This window comes from Paenibacillus glycinis, from assembly GCF_009909185.1.
Classification (GTDB): Bacteria; Bacillota; Bacilli; order Paenibacillales; family Paenibacillaceae; genus Paenibacillus_Z; species Paenibacillus_Z glycinis.
On record NZ_JAAAMV010000003.1, the window covers coordinates 425,359 to 441,973 of the forward strand.

Consider the following 16,615-nt stretch of genomic DNA (forward strand, 5'->3'; position numbering starts at 1 on the left):
CCCGTGCCGCCTTTGCGTTAGAGTACGCCTATATTTTATATTCGTGGTAAACCCCGTTCAAAAACCACTTCCCGACATGGTGCAGCTTAAGCCGGGCGGGATCGTGAAGGGTATGGATGCGAACGTTGCGCCAATGACGGTCCAGATTATGCTTGCGGTCCATGGAGGAAGTGCCCGCTACTTCGAAGAGCGCGTTCGTGATCTCGATCGCCGTCTCCGTCACGAGCCACTTCGCCGAATCGACGGTCAGCGCCGCATGGCCGGCGGTATGCGCATTTAACTCGGCCCTCGCCAGGTCGATCGCTTCGGCGGCACGATCCAGCAGGGCTTCGGACGCCTGCAGGCGAATGCCGAGTTCTCCGAAGCGGCGGACCAGGTCGGGCTCCTCGGCCGCCGTGGCGACGCCGCTGCCGTAGGCCGGACGCGTATGGGACCGCACGAACGCCGCGGCATCCTCCAAGGCCGCGCGCGCGATGCCGAAGTCGATGGCCGCATGCATGATTTGGCCGAATGGCGAGAAGTATTGCGGACCTTCGAATATCTTCCAATGCGGCAGCACCTGCTTCTCCGGCACTTTGACGCCGCGAAGCACCACGCTGCCGCTCGCCGTCGTGCGCTGCCCGATCCCCGACCAATCGTCAAGCACGGTTACGCCGGCCGCATGCCGCGGCACGAAAGCGGTCACGCGCTGTTCGTCTTCGTTCAAAGCGGTGACGGGAATCCAATGCGAGTACAACGCCCCCGTCGAATAAAACTTGCTGCCGTTAAGCTCGTAATCGCGATCCCCGTCCGCTCTGCGAATGGACGTCTTGATCTTTCTTTCCCCTTTGCCGCGGCTTCGCTCCGCCAATCCGTTGCCGAATTGCGCGCCTTGCAGCACCTCGCGGAAAAAAAAGCTCTTTTGTTCCTCGCTGCCGATCAATTCGATCGTCTTGACGAAAAAATGATGGTTTTGCGGAATTTGGCCAATGGATCCGTCCGCGTGCGAAATGATTTTAAAGACGTCGACGAGCGTGCGCGTGCTCACTTCGGGCCCGCCGTACGCTTTGGGCACGACAAGTCCCAGCAAGCCAAGCTCGGCCAGCCGCCGCATTTCCGTTAGCGGCAGACTGCGCCCGCGGTCGCGGTCCGACGCGCCCGCACGGATTTCATCCGCGAATGTCCGGGCCGCCGCCAGAGCTTCCTCGTCGCTATGCAGCCTACGCGCCGGCGGACGCTCGAAAAAGAACGACGGCGGCAAATCGCGTTCCGCATAAAGCGAAAGCGGCTCCTTTTGGGGACGCTCGATTTCCCCGCCTTCCGCGATGACCACGGCCTTCCGATGAACGGCATGCCCCTGCGCAGGATCCAGCGCGATCTCGCCTTGCAGCCATCCGCCCGCCTGCAGTTCCTGCCGAATGCCGATGAGGCGATCCCACTTCTGCTCGGTCAGGTCGACCCCGAATTGCCGATGAAGCCGCTCCGAATAGAAGGAACCGATCGCTTGCTCGGGAACGCCGAGCTGCTTGGCCGCCAGCCGATGCGCTTCCGCGGGATGGCGAGTTGCCCATTCGGCAGCCGAATGGACATGCGCGAGCAGGCGTTCGATGTCTTCGGGCCGTTCCTGAAGCCATCGCGACGACACGACCAGTGCCGTAAGCTCCGAGGCGGCAGGAAGAAAGCCCTCCAATTCCCGAACGCCCAACAATTGCAGCGTTTCGGGCGAAACCGCGCGATCGGCGTACACCGCCTCTACTTCGCCATGCAGCAGCGCGCGAAGCTCGCTGCCCCCCGAAGCCGCGTCGTCATGAACGTTCTCGGCGCGCAGCTCCACCCACGCCGGCTCTCCGTCCGACGTGCCGGCCCGCCTCAGCGCTTCGTCCATCAATCGGGCGGCTTCCCGCTTCCGCAAGCCGATCGCCGGCGGATATCGATCCGCGATCCCGATGCCCACGCCTTTAAGGTCGGCCACGGAACGCAGCGCGGATCCCGATCGTACGAGGACGACCATCTGCCGCTCCTGCATTTGCAGACCGATCACCGCGATCTTGTCGCCAGCGGCTAATCGTCCGAGCGCCCGGACAGGATGCTCGAAGGCGAGGAAGTCGTCGCTCCCGTCATTTCGGCCGTCATTTCGGCGGACCAGGAACGAGCCGGCATCCCGGGTGATCGGAATGTCGTTACGGCGCAGATCCAACGGCAATTCTCCCAGCGCGTACGCCAGCGCCAGGGCATGAGGCACGCCAGGCTCGCCGGATGGCAAAGCCCCTATACGAATCGACATACGTATCCTCCATTTAAGTCAAAGTAGTCTGTTTGCGATAGGCTGCGCCGGGATGGCCCGCAGGCAGCCGCCGAATCTCCGATCCTAGCAGGCGTTCCCGCAAGGTCGTTTCTTCATAGTCTTCCCGGAACATTCCCCTCCGCTGCAGCTCGGGAACGACCAGCTCGATAAAATCGCGCAAGGTGTCGGGGGAGAGGATTTGGATGACGTTGAAGCCGTCGATCCCGGTTTCTTCCACCCAGTACTGGATACGGTCGGCGACCTCCTCGGGCGTTCCGACTACGAACAAGCCCCGCCCGCCGAGCGTTCCTAACGTCTCCTTCACCTCGCGAACGGTTTGGGGACGCGGGCTTTCCTTGGTGAATTGAGCCGCGGCCGTCTGCCCGTGGTTCGTCTCCGCATAGGTCAGAACGTCATCGGGGGCATAGGCGGATAAGTCGTAACCGCTGCCGCCGCCGTAATGCGCCAATACGCCTTCCAGGCTGTAAAGCGATTGAAAACGTTCGAGCTTCTCCTGCGCCTCTTCCCGCGTTCGTCCCACGATCGCAAGCAGGCCCGTCATCAGCTTGATATGCGCCGGGTCGCGGCCGTTGGCGGCCGCTTGAGCGCGAATGTCATCCGCGTAGCGCTTCAACGCCGGGATGCTCCCGCCTCCGAGGAAGACGGCCTCGGCATGCTTGGCGGCAAACGCGCGCCCGCGCGCGGAACTGCCCGCCTGGTAGATGACCGGCGTTCGCTGGACGGAAGGCTCGCTCAAGTGCGGTCCGGGCACGTTGAAGTAACGCCCCTCATGGCGAATGAGATGCACCTTCCCGGGATCCGTGTAGATCCCCCGTTCGACATCGCGAATGACCGCATCGTCCTCCCAGCTTCCTTCCCACAGCTTATAGCAGACGTCGAGGTATTCCTCCGCGATCTCGTAGCGTTCGTCATGGGCGATCATCTGCTCCAGTCCGAAATTACGGGCCGCGCTGGGCAAATAGGAAGTGACGACATTCCACGCGATTCTGCCTTGGGTCAGATGGTCGAGCGTCGACATCCGTCTCGCATGCGCGAAGGGTTTCTCGTACGTCGTGGAGAACGTGACGGCGAAAGCAAGATGCTTCGTGACGAGCGCCATCGGAGGGACGACGAGCAGCGGATCGTTGCAAGGAACCTGCACCGCCTCGCGAATCGCGGTTTCCGCTCCTTGTTTGTACACATCGTACACCCCTACCACATCCGCCAAAAACAAGGCGTCGAACTTCCCGCGCTCCAGCAGCTCCGCAAGCTCGGTCCAGTAACGAATATCCGTGTACCGATGCCGGTTATTGTCCGGGTGGCGCCAGAGTCCGTGCACGATATGGCCGACGCAGTTCATCTCGAAAGCATTCAGATGGATCTTTTTGGGCACGGTCATGACCGCCTTCCTTATAAGCGTTTATCCAATTTTCGAACGACGTAGTTCCCCGCGAACTGAAACGCCTGGACAAATAGCACCATAATGACGATCGTCACGAACATCACGTCGGTTTGGTAGCGATAGTACCCGTACCGAATGGCAAAATCGCCGATCCCCCCGCCGCCGACGAGCCCCGCGACCGTCGAATAGGAGAGAAAGCTCACCGTGACGATCGTGATCGCATTGGCAATCCCGGAACGGGCCTCCGTATACAACACCTTCCATACGATCTGGAACTTATTGGCGCCCATCGACTCCGCGGCTTCCACGACCCCGCGATTCACGTCCAGCAGGATCTGTTCGATGAATCGGGCGAAATACGGGACCGCATTGATAATCATGGGAACGGTCGCGGCCGTCGTCCCGAGCGCCGTGCCGACAACCATCCGGGTGAACGGAATAATCGCGATCATGAGGATCAGGAATGGAAACGAGCGGATCAGATTGACGAACCCGTTGAGAATCACGTAAAATCGGGGCCATTTCAAAAAGGAATTCGGACGCGTCAGGAACAAAACGGTTCCGAGCGGAGTCCCGATCGCGACCGCGATCGGAATCGTCAAGACCAACATATACAACGTTTCCAGCAGGGCCTGAATCAGCTCGGGCCACGCGCTGCTAATATTGCTAAGCATAGCTGGCCTCCATTTCCCTTACTAGCGTAATCTCGTTCTTGAATAGGTATTTGGCGATCGGGGATTGCGGCGCGATATTCTTCTCGCGCAAGTCGAATTTCTCGACGATTTTCCCTTGCTCCATCACGGCCACTTTATTACAGATCGCTTTCACGACGTTCATCTCGTGGGTAACGATCACGATGGTGATGCCTAGATTCCGGTTGATCTCCTGAAGCGCGGCCAAGATGCTGCCCGTCGTTTGCGGATCCACCGAGGACGTCGGCTCGTCGCAAAGCAATATCTTCGGATTGCCGGCCAGCGCGCGCGCAATGGCGACCCGCTGCTTCTGTCCGCCGCTTAATTTGGCCGGAAACGCCTTGGCCTTGTCGGACAAGCCGACCATCTCCAGGCAGCTCTCGATACGCTGCCTGCGCTGGGCTTTGGGAACCTTGGCGATCTCCAGCGGGAAGCTGACGTTGTCGTAGACGTTCCGGTTATTGAGCAGGTTGAAATGCTGAAAAATCATGCCGATCGACAGCCTTCTTTTTCGCAGCTCGCGAAGCGGCAGCCCGGTGAACTCCTCGCCGTCGACGATCACGCTGCCTTCGTCCGGCCGTTCCAGCAAATTGATCGTGCGGAGAAGCGTCGATTTGCCGGCTCCGCTAAAGCCGATCAGCCCGTAGATATCGCCTTGCTCCACTTCCAGCGAAGCGGAGGATACCGCGTGAAGCGGTCCCTCCGCGGTCGCGAACGTCTTGCTAATATTGTGCAGGGTGATCATGATAAGCCCTCCCCATCGTCATTTGTTCAAATCATCCAAGACCTCGATGGCATCGCCGTATTTTTCCTTGTAGAAATCCTTGATGGCTTGGCTCTCGTACGCCTTTTGAAGCGCCTTGATCTTGGGCGTGCCGAGCAGCTTGTTGTTCACGGCCACGATGCCTTTGTACGGCAGGTCTTTGCCGTCTTCCAGCGCCAAAGCGTCCTGCTTGGGCTTGTAGCCCATTTGCACGGCCGTCCCGGCGAACAAGAAGCCTACGTCCACGTCATCGAGCGTACGCTGGAGCATCAATTGATCCACTTCCAAGAACTTGTATTTATGAGGATTATCCGTAATATCCTTCAGCGTTGCATGAATGACGTCCACGCCGTCCTTGAGCTTCAGCAAGCCCAGGTCCCGCAGCATGAATAACGCGCGTCCGTTGTTGGCCGGATCGACGGGAATGCCGATCAGTGCGCCGTCGGGAACCTCTTTGAACGACTTGAACTTTTTCGAATAAAGGCCGGAAGGCGTGAACGTCGTGTAAAAGGCCCTGGAGATGTTTTTAAGGCCCTGATCCTTGACGAACTGGTCGAAATACGCCTCGTGCTGAAAGGAATTCGTATCGGCTTGGCCGTCATTGACGATTTTGTTCGGTTGAATGATGTCGTTGACGATCACGTAATCCAGCTCGTAGCCGTCTTTGGCCAGCTCCGCTTTTAAAATTTTCACGATTTCGCCGTTGAATCCCGCGTCGCTCATCACGTGATGAATGATTTTATCCTCCGGGTTTGCCGTCGCTGCCTCGTCGTCCGTTTTCCCCTTTCCGCAAGCCGCGGCCAGGAACGCGAGCGCCAGGATGACGATGAACAAGGTGAACCGATTTGATTTTTTCATTTTTTACCGCTCCTTAAGTGAGATGAATGGATAAGAAAATAGCGCCTAGGACGGCGGGCCGGGCCGAACGTTGTCGACCCTCGCCGCCGGGTCTTGTTGCAGCGGCGACCCGATGCCCGTTTGCCAGGCGAATGGCGGATGCGTGCCGTTCACGGCATACTCGCCGACGATTCGTTCTTTATAGATCAGCGGATTATGGGAAGCAATCGTTCTGGCGTTGCGCCAGTAACGGTCCAGCGCTTTGGATCGGATCGTCGCCGACGCGCCCAGCGCATCGAAAATGGCTGCTACGGCGTCAAGCACGAGTCCGGCGACGACCGTCTGCGCTTGCGCGACTTCGATTTCCGCCTCGACGTTCGCGTCGTCCTCGGCATCCGCCAAGCTCCGCGCCTCGTAGGCGCGCTGCACCGATTCGGCCGCCTTAAGCACGAGCGCCCCGGCCGCGTAGGCTTGGCTATGCACCCGTCCCGCCACTTGCAGCACTTGCGGATCCTCGCTGGACCGGCCGGCGGCCGCGTGCGAATACGTTCGCCGTCGTTCGGCGATCGACGCGGCGACGTCGATCGCCGCCGCGCGGGCTATTCCCGCCAGCGTCGACAAATGAACCATCTGGGCAAACGCCGTCGCGTACTTGGCATACGTCTCGCGCGTAAACACGTCGTCCGGTTCCACCGGCGTCTCCCGGAAAACGGTCGTGCCGCTTCCCGTCAACGTCTGACCGAAGCCTTCCCAGTCATCGACGATGTCGACGCCGCTCGCCGTCGACGGAACGATCGCCGTCACGACGTCGCCTTGCTCCGACGTTGCGCCCACGACGATCCAATCCGCGTAAAGGGTGCCGGTGGAATAATACTTGGTGCCGTTCAATCGAAGGCCGTCCTCGCGCAGGGCCAGCTTCGTATTATAACTGCCGACCTGCGCGCTGCCGGTCTCCGTTAAGGCGTTCCCGACAATGGCGCCGTCCGCGATCCGCTTCAGCCATCGGCGCCTGCGGTCGCCGTCGGGCAAATTCAGAATGCGCTCGACGAATCCGAAATGGATTCGCAAGGCTTGCGTGACATTGGAATCGGCTTCCGACAGCTCGATCAGCAGATGGAACAATTCGGGGATCGATACGCCAAAGCCCCCCTCCTCCTCCGGAATGCGCAGCGCACCGAATCGACGCTCCTGGAGCAGGCGTATTTCTTCGTGCAGCAGCTTCCGGTTTAACTCCCGATAAACCGCGCCTTCGCGAATCCGCCGGAAGTCGGGTCTGAACCGCTCGGCCAGCTGCTCGTAACGGTCGGACGCGAATCCCCAGACGCCTTTGCTTTTTCCCATATCGCTCCCCCTAAAAACTGCATTTCCCGCAATAAAAATAAGACCTGCATGCCTGAAGAGGCTGGAGGTCTCCGGTTGTCCGGTTGATCGGTTCCGTATTTAATTGCTGACAGCCCCGCGCTTGGCGGAGTCTTTGATCAACTTCCAGATCGGAGCCGTCAGACTCTCTTTATCGTGATACAGGTACTGGTTCGCGAATCCCCGCACGGGATCTCCCGCGTAAAACCGCTCGTAAAGCTCATGCCGGGCTCCTAGCGGGCTTCCGACCAGATCCCAGGCAAGCTTGAACAATTGCACCTTTTTCTCCGCGCTGACCGTGGCGCCCTCGAAGTACTGGCTCATCAACTCGGAAATCGTACCGTAGAAGTCCTCGATGCTGGAAGGAACCTGGACAAACCCTCCGCCGCCTATTTGCTGCAAAATCTCGACCGCGCGCGGATAAAACTTCGTCCCGATGTTCCTTGCCGTATGAATGTAGGACAACTCCGGCACCAACACGCCGTTCCCGTCCACTTTGGCTTGCGTCTCGGAAGCGAGAACGAGAGCCTTCATGCAGTCGATTTGCGTGAGCAGCTCGCCGAGCTTTTCTTGGATATGCAGAAATCCGCCCACCCCGATGGCTTCCGCAATGGCAAAGGCCACCCCGGTGATAAATTCAAGCTTGGCGACGTAGCGGACGATATTTTGATGAAAAGCGAGGGCATTCGCAGTCGTGTTCGCCCTTAGCGCCATCACTTTCTCCGCATCGCCGTACATCAAGACGCGTTCCCAAGGAATCAATACGTCGTCGAAAAAGAGAACGGCATCCATTTCGTCGTATCTGGCGCTCAGAGGCGAATCGTGTTCATTCTCGCTGGCGAACGATTGCCTGCAGACGATATGCAGGCCCTGGGAATTGGCCGGGACGATCAGGACGTGGGCATGTTCCCGGTGGGCCTGCTCCAGCTTGAGAAACGAGAAGATCACGAAATCATGCGTATAGGGGGCGCCGGTGGCAATCATCTTGGCCCCTCTCACCACGATGCCTTCGCTCGTTTCCTTGACGACGTGCAGAAACCGCGAAGCGATGCGTTCATCGTCAAGACCGCTGGAACGGTCGATTTGAGGATCGATAATGGCCGTCGTCAGAAAGAGATCGTTGTCGCGGGCCGTTTCATAATAAGCCGCGATTTTATGGGCGAAGCCGGGATCCAATCGATCCAGCTCATTCCGCGCCGCATACCAACCGGTTATGAACGAACGCGCATAATCGGAGAGCCTGCTCATCATGCCGTTGCACTGTTTGGACCAAAAGGCAAAGGATTGACTTCGCTGGGCGAGCTGCTCCGGCGTGCGGGGTACCAGAAAGGAACTGTGCGCGTACGCCTCTCGTCCCGCGATTCGAAAACCGACCTGAGCGCGAAGCTCGGGATCATCCAGCGTATTGAAAAGAGCGCGAATCGTTCCGAGCGTCCCGCGAAAGGCAGGGTGCGTCTCCACCCGGGAAACCTTGCCGCCGTTCAACCAGACCGTTCGCCCGTCGTCCAAGCTCTTCAAAAACTCGTCGCCTCTCACCTGTTCACCTCCTTTGTCATAACTTATAATTCCGATGCATTAACTCAGGTATTGGCTATATCTTAGCTGTCATCCGACATAGGGTCAACAAACAAAAAGCCGGCTTCTGGCGCTTTTCGGACATTATTTCAAGATGTGAACGATACTGCTCCTTCAATCCTACAAGAATCCATTATTTGTTTGCCCTGTGATTCATCGCTTGATAAAATCCCATCGCGGCAAGCCTGCTCATTTGGATCGCCATATAGTTCGGCGAATAGATCATGCCCTGCTTTAACCAGGATATCGCCGTTCCGCCGATCCAGAACGCCATGCTCTCGAGCAGAATGTCCAATGGAATCGGCTGCTTCTGGTCCATCCGGTTATTGTCGATTCGCAGGCCGATGGTCTGTTGGACGGTTTCGATCAGCCGCTCCTCGAAGCCGGATTCCGGCACATGCAATAAGAGGATCCGGTAGGAGGGAGCTTGCTCGGCCAAATGTTCGAACAGGAACGTAAAATACGGATCCGGCGTTTCCTGCTGCGGCACATAGGCGTGAATCTTGGCTTTTTTGCTCTCGTAAAGGGCGATCAGTTCCGCCAGCTTGTCTTTGACGATCTGTTCCATCAGCACGTATTTGTCTTGAAAATGCGCATAAAACGTAGAACGGCTAATATCCGCGGCTTCCGTAATGTCTTTGATCACGATCGAATCGAATTTCCTCTTCTCGCATAATGACAAAAAAGCATGCACGATCTGCAGCTTCGTCTTATGAATTCGGCGATCCATCCGGACCTCGGCCATGCGAACCACGCCTTTCTGATAGAAGTCATACAAATTCTTATATGGTGTATGAAAACGGACATATTCAGTAGATTTGTTCAGATTACAGCTTTTGTTAAATGTTATCATAACGAACAAATCAAAGTTAATCAATCGGAATTATAGATTAAACGATCGCCGAGGACACCGGCTTTTCATTCCCGAAATGAAAAAAAGCCAGTCGGATCAAGGGTTTGATCTGGCTGGCTTTTAAATATGAACCATTTTTATCGATAACTCCGACGACGAGAGGAACAAACTTCCAATACGGGGACTAGCGGTACGCCCGCATCGCCTTGAACAGCTCCTTCATCGACGGCTTCTTGCCGTACATCAGCACGCCGGCGCGGTAGATCTTCGCGGACAGCCAGCCGCAGGCCAGGATCGAGGCGAGCAGGATGGCGATCGACAGCCACACCTGCCAGAGCGGCGGATCGGACAGGCCGAGCCGGACGACCATCGCGTACGGCGAAAAGAACGGGATGAACGACGACACTTTGATCAGCATGGAGCCCGGGCTGTTGAGGCCGCTGAAGATACAGATGTAGAAGCCCGCGAGCGACAGCATCGTGATCGGCAGCACCGCCTGGCCGAGATCCTCCGTGCGGCTGACGATCGAGCCGACCGCCGCGAACAGCGTCGCGAACAGGAAGAAGCCGGTCAAGAAGAACAGGATGGCGTACACGAGCAGAGCGGGATCGATCAGATCCAGCGAGATGCCGTAACCGCTCAGCGTGTCGGCGTTCTGCGGCAGCGTCATGTTGACGACGATCACGACGATGTACGCCGCCAGCTGCGCCAGCACGACGAGGAACATGCCGAGAATCTTGCCGAACATTGCCTTCAGCGGCGCCACGCTCGTGATCAGAATCTCCATGACGCGCGAGCTTTTCTCCGCCGTGATCTCGCTCGCGATCATTTGGCCGCTGATCATGATCGCCATGAACAGCATGAAGATGATGACGTAGACCGTGGCCATGTCCATGCCCTGCTGCTCGGACGATTTGCCGTTGCCGATGGAGCCGGCGCCTTCGCCGGTGGAGATTTGGACGGTATCGAGCTTGATGGGCTTCGTCAGCACCGCCTTCAGCTCGTCGCTAATGCCGCCGCTGTCGATGACCGCTTCCATCTTCACGGCCTGCAGCGCCGTCGAGAGCGACTGCGACACCTTCGTTTCCATCAGGCTTTCGGATTTGTACGTTACGGCGGGGAACCCGCTCTCCGGGTCCGGCGCGAAACCGATATACCCGTCGACGAGATCGTCCGACACCGCTTGCTTCAGCGCCTGCTCGTTCGCGTCCGCGGAGCCCGCGTCCGCGATCGGCACGAACTTCAGCTCCGGCTTCTCCTGCGCTTCGTAGTACGCATCCAGCAGCGAGACGATGCGCGTCGACGTGAACAGCTGCGATTGCGCCTTGTCCGCCGCGCTGTCCAGGTAGCCTACCGCCGTCGGTTTGCCCTCGCCGCTGAACTGCGAGATAATATACGGCAAATTGATGCCGATGCTCATGATGACCGCGATAATGATGGTCGTGACGAGAAACGCTTTGCCACGCAGCTTGTTCTTCGCCGTGAAGCCGACAACCGTCCAAAATCCGTTATTCATGGTTCTCACCTACCGTCTTAATAAAGATTTCATTGAGCGTCGGTTCCATGATTTCGAAGCGCGTGACATTCGTCTGCGTCATCGCCAGCTCCAGGATCGGCCGGCCGGCGGCCTCGTCGGCGATCATCAGCTCGTAGCCGTATTCATGCCGCGTCACGCCCGTGACGCCGCCGAGCGCTTCCAGGCCGGACACGTCGCCGTCCGTCGCGAGAACGACGCGCTCCCGCGGAAATTGCTTCTTGATCGCTTTCAAATTCCCCTGCAGCACGGGGTTGGATTTGTGCAAAATCGTAATGTTGCGGCACAGCTCCTCGACATGCTCCATCCGGTGCGTGGAGAACAGGATCGAAGAACCGCCGTCGCGTAGCTCCTTGACCGTCGACTTCAGCAGCTCGACGTTGACCGGATCGAGTCCGCTGAACGCTTCGTCCATGATGACGATGCGCGGATGATGGATGACCGCCGCGATGAACTGGATTTTCTGCTGATTGCCTTTCGACAGCTCCTCGACCTTCTTGCCGTAATACTCCGGCACGCCGAACCGATCCAGCCAGCGCCTCAGGTTCGCGTCCGCATCCTTGCGGGACATGCCGCGCAGCTGCGCGAGATAGAGAATCTGGTCGCTGACCTTCACCTTCGGGTAGAGGCCGCGTTCCTCGGGCAGATAGCCGAGGCCTTGCAGCAGCTCCTTGGAATAAGCCTTGCCGCCATAACGGATCTTGCCTGAATCGGGATAGATGAGACCGAGCACCATGCGCATCGTCGTCGTTTTGCCCGCGCCGTTCGCGCCGAGCAGGCCGTAGATCTCTCCCTGGCCGACCTCGAAGCTGATGCCGTTCACGGCGGTATTGGCGCCGTACTGCTTGAAAACCTGTTCCAGCGATAAAGCATTCATGATTAGTAAACTCCTCTCGCATGTTCGGTTAGATTCAACAGGATGTCGTCCAGCTCCAATTTCCGCTTGCTGACCAGCACCGCTCCGGCCGCGGCCAGCCACTGCTCCGCTTCGAAGGCTTGCTCCGTCACGACTTTATACGTCGTGCCGCCCGCCAGGTCGCAGCTCCGGTAACCGGGCATCTCCTTCCACGGCAGCGTCCTGCCGCCGGCATCGACGTACATCGTCTGCCACGCTTCCAGCAGCGCGTCCTTCTCGTACATGCCGAGCACCTTGCCCTGCGCGACGAACGCGATGTAATCCGCGAGCCTGCGCACTTCGTCGATGATGTGGGAGGCCATGACGATCGTGCGGTCGCCCCGCTCCATGAAGCGGTGAAGCGCGTCGATCATCGTCTTCCACGCGATCGGATCCAGCCCCGAGGAAGGTTCGTCCAGCAGCAGCAGCTCCGGATGATGCGCCATGGCGAGCGACAGCTCGAACTTGCGCCGCATGCCCTTGGACATTTTGCCCAGCTTAAGCGCGGGATCGACCTCGAAGCGCCGCAGCAGCTCCCGGTAATAGTTCACGTCCCAGCCGGGATACCACTGCCGGACGAAGGCCGATTTCGCCTCGCCGCTGAGCCGGTCCTCGATATCGATCGCCTCCTCGGGCACGTATCCGATACGCGTCTTGAGCGATACCCGGTCTTCGCCGCGAACCTGCTCACCGAGCAGCCGCACGCCGCCCGAGTCCGGGCGCGCCAGCCCCAGCATCAGCCGGAACAGCGAGCTCTTGCCCGAGCCGTTCGGCCCCACGATCGCCGTCACGTATCCCTTCGGAATGTTCAAGTCCACCGGACCCAGCTCGAAATGCGCCCTTCGCTGCACCAAGCCCTCGATCGCCACGGCCGTTTCCGTCGTCATGCCGGTTCCCCTCCTTCATCCGTCGGCGCGCCCTGCCGTTCTGTCAAGGCCTCCGCCGCCCGTTTTCGCCCAAGCACCTCGCGCAGCATCTCCATCATCTCCTCGTCGGTAAAATGAACTCGGATCCCGGCATCCACAGCCGCCTCGATCGCTCCGATGACCGTGCTCCGCCGCTGCGTATCCCGAAGCGTCTCGTCGACCTTGGCCACGAACGTGCCCGTTCCCTGCCTGGTGCGGAGCAAGCCTTCGTTCTCCAGATCCTGATAGACGCGCCGGACCGTAATGACGCTGCACTTCGTCAACTGCGCCAGCTCTCGGATCGAGGGCAGCAGCGTGCCCTCGGGCATCTGCCCGCTGACGATGAATGCGCGGAGCTGCACTTCGATCTGGTGGTACAACGGCTCTGCGCTTTGTTCATTCAGTTGTATCGGTATCCACACCGCGACCACCCTTTCTTCGAATGTCGAGCCCGCCTAATGATAGAAATTGCGCTTCGCAAGCTGCTTTCGAATCAGGAGCCCGATAAGAACCGTCGCCGCTGCGCCCAGCAGCAGCGACACGACCGGCCACGCCCATTCGTGAGCGCGGGATGCCTCGATCGTCCGGTACAGCAGATCCGTATCCGTCCGCCACAGCACGACCCCGATCAGCAGGTAGAAGATCAAATAGCCGTGGCAAACCGCCAAATAGGCTTTCCCGCCCAACGTTTGCTCGAAAAACGCATAGGTGGCGCCGAGCGTCAAGGCGTAGCCGTACCAGACCAGCGCATAGACGATATATTCGCTAGGCGCCATCAGCTCGCGTAGCTCGTTCAGCAGCGCGTACTGCACGGTAAAGAAAAACACCGAAACGATCGTGAGCACGATACAGAGCTGCAGCATCCGGGACAGCACGATGGCATTCCAGCTGATCGGCAGCGTGCGCCAATACGCAAGCCTCCGGGAGTACGGATCGCGGCTCCAATAATGAAACACGCTGCGGTTCAAGATGAAGGCCATGTTGGGCAGGAGGGTCATATACAGGAAATTGCCGATCCAGCCGTACACGCCCTTGCCCCCGTGATCCAGCAGGTTCTGAAACAACGGCATCATGACCACGCTGATGTACGCGGAGAAAACCATCGTCAAGAGCAGCCCGCCCCAAGACCGGCGTCCCTCGGATCGAAGCAGCGTCAAAGCGCCTTGCCAAGTCGACATCGTCTCAGCTCCTTCCGCTTTATATACTGTATATATTCATATACACAGTATAATCACTCTCCAATTCGATTGTCAATAGCTGGATTTCCGCGAAACGCAAAATAACCGCCGGCTCCGGACCGGCGGCATGGATAACGGGAGCACGGCAAATAGCCGACGACTTGATCTCACTGCTTTCTTGGGAGATTGCCCGCCATGCGCGGCGTTATGACGGAACCAAAAAAAACCGCCGATCCGGGCCTCTCGGCACGCATTGGCGGTTCGATCATCGCTTGCATTACTTGTTCGGCCCCTGAAACGCCTGCTCGCAGCTCGAACATTGGCAGCCTTCCGGATGTTTGCCGCCGGGCTTGCCGTCCATCGTTCTAAGCAGCGCGAGCAGCGTCTCCTGCTCTCGCAGCTGCGCGGCCATGTCGGAATAAATCTCGCTTAGCTGCGGCGGGCAAGCAGCCGAATCGAACGCATCCGGAAAATAGCCGAGCGGCCGCTTTCCTGCCGGCGTTCCGCGTCGGGGCTTGCGTTTGCGCGTCGTGCGCCAGACGCCCGCCGGACGGATGGCCGCCGCCTCGCGCTTCAGCACGAGCAGCAGCAGCAGCGCCGAGACGAGCATGACGGTCCCGGATTTCCACGAGGACGTGAAGCCGAGCACCAGGCAGGCGAACAGAATCGCCGGGTATACGAAGAAAGCGGTGAACAGCCGGATCAGCGTCTTGGTCAGGAGCGACTTGAATGGATGCATGCGTAATCCCCCCTGCACCTGTCGTTACTCATCTATATGCGCGGAGGGGTTATCCGTATTTTGAGGAATCCGTGACGGCAGCGATCATGCAGGCTGCGAACCGGCGCATCGTCCTTCCTTCGTCTGCGCATCGTCTGCGCCTTGTTCGCGCCACCGCTCATCCGCCCGCCCCGTCAATCCATCCGAGCATGGGGGCGCTCGCTCATGCGATTGCCGGTCAGTCCTTCGCGCATATCCGATCATGCAAGAAATCAACCAGATGCAGGGCTTCCATTCGCCCGCCCATGCCGTGCTTCTCGATGCCGTTCTTCATCTGCAGCAGGCAGCCGGGATTGCTTGTCAGCAAATAATGGGCGCCGGTCCGTTTCACGTGCTCCATCTTGTGATCGAGAATCCGGCCCGCCATCTGAGGCTGCGTCAGATTGTAGATCCCGGCCGAGCCGCAGCAGCGGTCCGCCTCGGCGAGCTCGACGAACTCGGCGTTCGCCACGCTGCGCATCAGCTTGCGCGGCGCCTCGGAGGATCGCATCACGTTGCGCAGGTGGCAGGAGTCCTGGTACGTGATGCGGACCTTCTCGTCCGACGCGAATCCGACGCCGCCGCTGCACGAACCGCCGCAGCCGCCGGATGGCGCGCCATGGCCGCCGCTTACTTGCGCGGACGCCGGCGTGGCGCCGCTCCCGCCGATCATCGCGCCCGCGCCGGCGGCGACGGCCGCCCGCGCGACGGTCCGCAGCCGGCCATGCTCCACGAGCAGCTTACCAACGTCGACGCTTCGCTTCGCGAACCAGCGCGCATCGTCCTTCCACTGCGGGTCGTCATGCAGCAAATGGTCGTATTCCACGAGCAGCGCCCCGCAGCCGCCCGCGTTGGAGGCGATCCAATCGACGCCGGCCGCCTTGAACGCCGCGATGTTGCGCTTCGCCAGCGCCTTCGCGCCGTCCTGCTCGCCGCTATGCGCGTGCAGCGCGCCGCAGCAATTTTGCGTTTCCGGAATGACGACGTCGAAGCCCGCTTCGTTCAGCAGCTCGACCGTGTTTTTGTTCGTCGCAGTGAACAGCACGTCCATGATGCAGCCGCGGAACAAGCCGACCGTCGCGATCCGCTCGCCCTTCGCCGGATGGAACGCGCCGATCTGCTCGACGACGCCTTTGTACGACGCGTCGGGCAGAATCGCTTCCATGTCCCGCATATGCTGCGGGAACAGCTTCATCAGCCCGGCGCCGCGCACCAGCTTGCGCAGGCCGGTCCGTTGGTACATCTGCAGCGCGCCGCCGAGCAGGCGCATCCGGTTCTGATGCGGGAACATGCCCTCGAACGCGGTTTTGCGAGCTGCCTTCACCCACCAGCGGTGCGTCGTCGTATGCTTCTCGACGGAGTCGCGCGCCTGCTCCAGCAGCTGGCCGTACTTGACGTCGGCGGGGCAAGCGGGCTCGCAGGCGCGGCAGCCGAGGCAATGGTTCATCTGGGTCTCGAACGCTTCGTCCGGATCCATCAGGCCGTCGGCGACCGCCTTCATCAGGGCGATCCGGCCGCGCGGCGATTCCGCCTCGAAGCCCGTCTCCCGAAACGTCGGGCAGGCCGGCAGGCAGAACCCGCAGCGCATGCAGTTCGTCAGCT

At 59.5% G+C, this 16,615-nt stretch carries 15 protein-coding genes; all 15 read right to left on the reverse strand.

The window, feature by feature from the left end:
* Positions 1-28 precede the first annotated feature (28 nt).
* Positions 29-2,263 carry an SfnB family sulfur acquisition oxidoreductase gene (locus tag GT019_RS08455; protein WP_161742676.1) on the reverse strand — a complete coding sequence of 745 codons (2,235 nt, stop codon included), beginning with the start codon at positions 2,261-2,263 and terminating at the stop codon, positions 29-31.
* Between the two features lie 13 nt (positions 2,264-2,276).
* Positions 2,277-3,662: an LLM class flavin-dependent oxidoreductase gene (locus GT019_RS08460; protein WP_201755283.1), complete on the reverse strand. Its 1,386-nt coding sequence runs from the start codon at positions 3,660-3,662 to the stop codon at positions 2,277-2,279.
* An 11-nt stretch (positions 3,663-3,673) separates the two neighbouring features.
* The gene (locus GT019_RS08465) at positions 3,674-4,339 is read right to left on the reverse strand and encodes a methionine ABC transporter permease (RefSeq protein ID WP_161742677.1); all 666 of its coding nucleotides are present in this window, start codon (positions 4,337-4,339) and stop codon (positions 3,674-3,676) included.
* On the reverse strand, positions 4,332-5,102 hold the full coding sequence (locus GT019_RS08470) for a methionine ABC transporter ATP-binding protein (protein WP_161742678.1): 771 nt from the start codon (positions 5,100-5,102) through the stop codon (positions 4,332-4,334). Before GT019_RS08470 ends, GT019_RS08465 begins: the two co-directional genes overlap by 8 nt.
* A gap of 18 nt (positions 5,103-5,120) precedes the next feature.
* Positions 5,121-5,978: a MetQ/NlpA family ABC transporter substrate-binding protein gene (locus GT019_RS08475; protein WP_161742679.1), complete on the reverse strand. Its 858-nt coding sequence runs from the start codon at positions 5,976-5,978 to the stop codon at positions 5,121-5,123.
* 45 nt (positions 5,979-6,023) lie between these two features.
* Positions 6,024-7,298: an acyl-CoA dehydrogenase family protein gene (locus tag GT019_RS08480; RefSeq protein ID WP_161742680.1), complete on the reverse strand. Its 1,275-nt coding sequence runs from the start codon at positions 7,296-7,298 to the stop codon at positions 6,024-6,026.
* Between the two features lie 99 nt (positions 7,299-7,397).
* A complete protein-coding gene (locus tag GT019_RS08485) occupies positions 7,398-8,852 on the reverse strand; it encodes a 4-hydroxyphenylacetate 3-hydroxylase family protein (RefSeq protein WP_161742681.1) in 1,455 nt (484 codons plus the stop codon).
* 172 nt (positions 8,853-9,024) lie between these two features.
* Positions 9,025-9,636, reverse strand: coding sequence for a TetR/AcrR family transcriptional regulator (locus GT019_RS08490; RefSeq protein ID WP_161742682.1), 612 nt, complete (start codon positions 9,634-9,636; stop codon positions 9,025-9,027).
* A 292-nt stretch (positions 9,637-9,928) separates the two neighbouring features.
* Positions 9,929-11,260: an ABC transporter permease gene (locus GT019_RS08495; RefSeq protein WP_161742683.1), complete on the reverse strand. Its 1,332-nt coding sequence runs from the start codon at positions 11,258-11,260 to the stop codon at positions 9,929-9,931.
* Positions 11,253-12,155 carry an ABC transporter ATP-binding protein gene (locus GT019_RS08500; protein ID WP_161742684.1) on the reverse strand — a complete coding sequence of 301 codons (903 nt, stop codon included), beginning with the start codon at positions 12,153-12,155 and terminating at the stop codon, positions 11,253-11,255. Before GT019_RS08500 ends, GT019_RS08495 begins: the two co-directional genes overlap by 8 nt.
* 2 nt (positions 12,156-12,157) lie before the next feature.
* The gene (locus GT019_RS08505) at positions 12,158-13,060 is read right to left on the reverse strand and encodes an ABC transporter ATP-binding protein (RefSeq protein ID WP_161742685.1); all 903 of its coding nucleotides are present in this window, start codon (positions 13,058-13,060) and stop codon (positions 12,158-12,160) included.
* Complete coding sequence (locus GT019_RS08510) at positions 13,057-13,500, reverse strand: GntR family transcriptional regulator (RefSeq protein ID WP_161742686.1); 444 nt, start codon at positions 13,498-13,500, stop codon at positions 13,057-13,059. The genes GT019_RS08505 and GT019_RS08510 overlap by 4 nt, the downstream gene beginning before the upstream one ends.
* Positions 13,501-13,533: 33 nt before the next feature.
* On the reverse strand, positions 13,534-14,256 hold the full coding sequence (locus GT019_RS08515) for a hypothetical protein (RefSeq protein WP_161742687.1): 723 nt from the start codon (positions 14,254-14,256) through the stop codon (positions 13,534-13,536).
* A 277-nt stretch (positions 14,257-14,533) separates the two neighbouring features.
* Positions 14,534-14,995, reverse strand: coding sequence for a hypothetical protein (locus GT019_RS08520; RefSeq protein ID WP_161742688.1), 462 nt, complete (start codon positions 14,993-14,995; stop codon positions 14,534-14,536).
* A 217-nt stretch (positions 14,996-15,212) separates the two neighbouring features.
* Positions 15,213-16,601 carry a (Fe-S)-binding protein gene (locus GT019_RS08525; RefSeq protein WP_161742807.1) on the reverse strand — a complete coding sequence of 463 codons (1,389 nt, stop codon included), beginning with the start codon at positions 16,599-16,601 and terminating at the stop codon, positions 15,213-15,215.
* Positions 16,602-16,615: the final 14 nt, after the last annotated feature.

What these genes read in the sequence shown, in the direction of transcription:
- GT019_RS08455 (WP_161742676.1), bottom strand. Translation starts at nt 2,263, where the DNA reads ATGTCGATTCGTATAGGGGCTTTGCCATCCGGCGAGCCTGGCGTGCCT.
- GT019_RS08460 (WP_201755283.1), bottom strand. Translation starts at nt 3,662, where the DNA reads ATGACCGTGCCCAAAAAGATCCATCTGAATGCTTTCGAGATGAACTGC.
- GT019_RS08465 (WP_161742677.1), bottom strand. Translation starts at nt 4,339, where the DNA reads ATGCTTAGCAATATTAGCAGCGCGTGGCCCGAGCTGATTCAGGCCCTG.
- GT019_RS08470 (WP_161742678.1), bottom strand. Translation starts at nt 5,102, where the DNA reads ATGATCACCCTGCACAATATTAGCAAGACGTTCGCGACCGCGGAGGGA.
- GT019_RS08475 (WP_161742679.1), bottom strand. Translation starts at nt 5,978, where the DNA reads ATGAAAAAATCAAATCGGTTCACCTTGTTCATCGTCATCCTGGCGCTC.
- GT019_RS08480 (WP_161742680.1), bottom strand. Translation starts at nt 7,298, where the DNA reads ATGGGAAAAAGCAAAGGCGTCTGGGGATTCGCGTCCGACCGTTACGAG.
- GT019_RS08490 (WP_161742682.1), bottom strand. Translation starts at nt 9,636, where the DNA reads ATGGCCGAGGTCCGGATGGATCGCCGAATTCATAAGACGAAGCTGCAG.
- GT019_RS08495 (WP_161742683.1), bottom strand. Translation starts at nt 11,260, where the DNA reads ATGAATAACGGATTTTGGACGGTTGTCGGCTTCACGGCGAAGAACAAG.
- GT019_RS08500 (WP_161742684.1), bottom strand. Translation starts at nt 12,155, where the DNA reads ATGAATGCTTTATCGCTGGAACAGGTTTTCAAGCAGTACGGCGCCAAT.
- GT019_RS08505 (WP_161742685.1), bottom strand. Translation starts at nt 13,060, where the DNA reads ATGACGACGGAAACGGCCGTGGCGATCGAGGGCTTGGTGCAGCGAAGG.
- GT019_RS08515 (WP_161742687.1), bottom strand. Translation starts at nt 14,256, where the DNA reads ATGTCGACTTGGCAAGGCGCTTTGACGCTGCTTCGATCCGAGGGACGC.
- GT019_RS08520 (WP_161742688.1), bottom strand. Translation starts at nt 14,995, where the DNA reads ATGCATCCATTCAAGTCGCTCCTGACCAAGACGCTGATCCGGCTGTTC.
- GT019_RS08525 (WP_161742807.1), bottom strand. Translation starts at nt 16,601, where the DNA reads ATGCGCTGCGGGTTCTGCCTGCCGGCCTGCCCGACGTTTCGGGAGACG.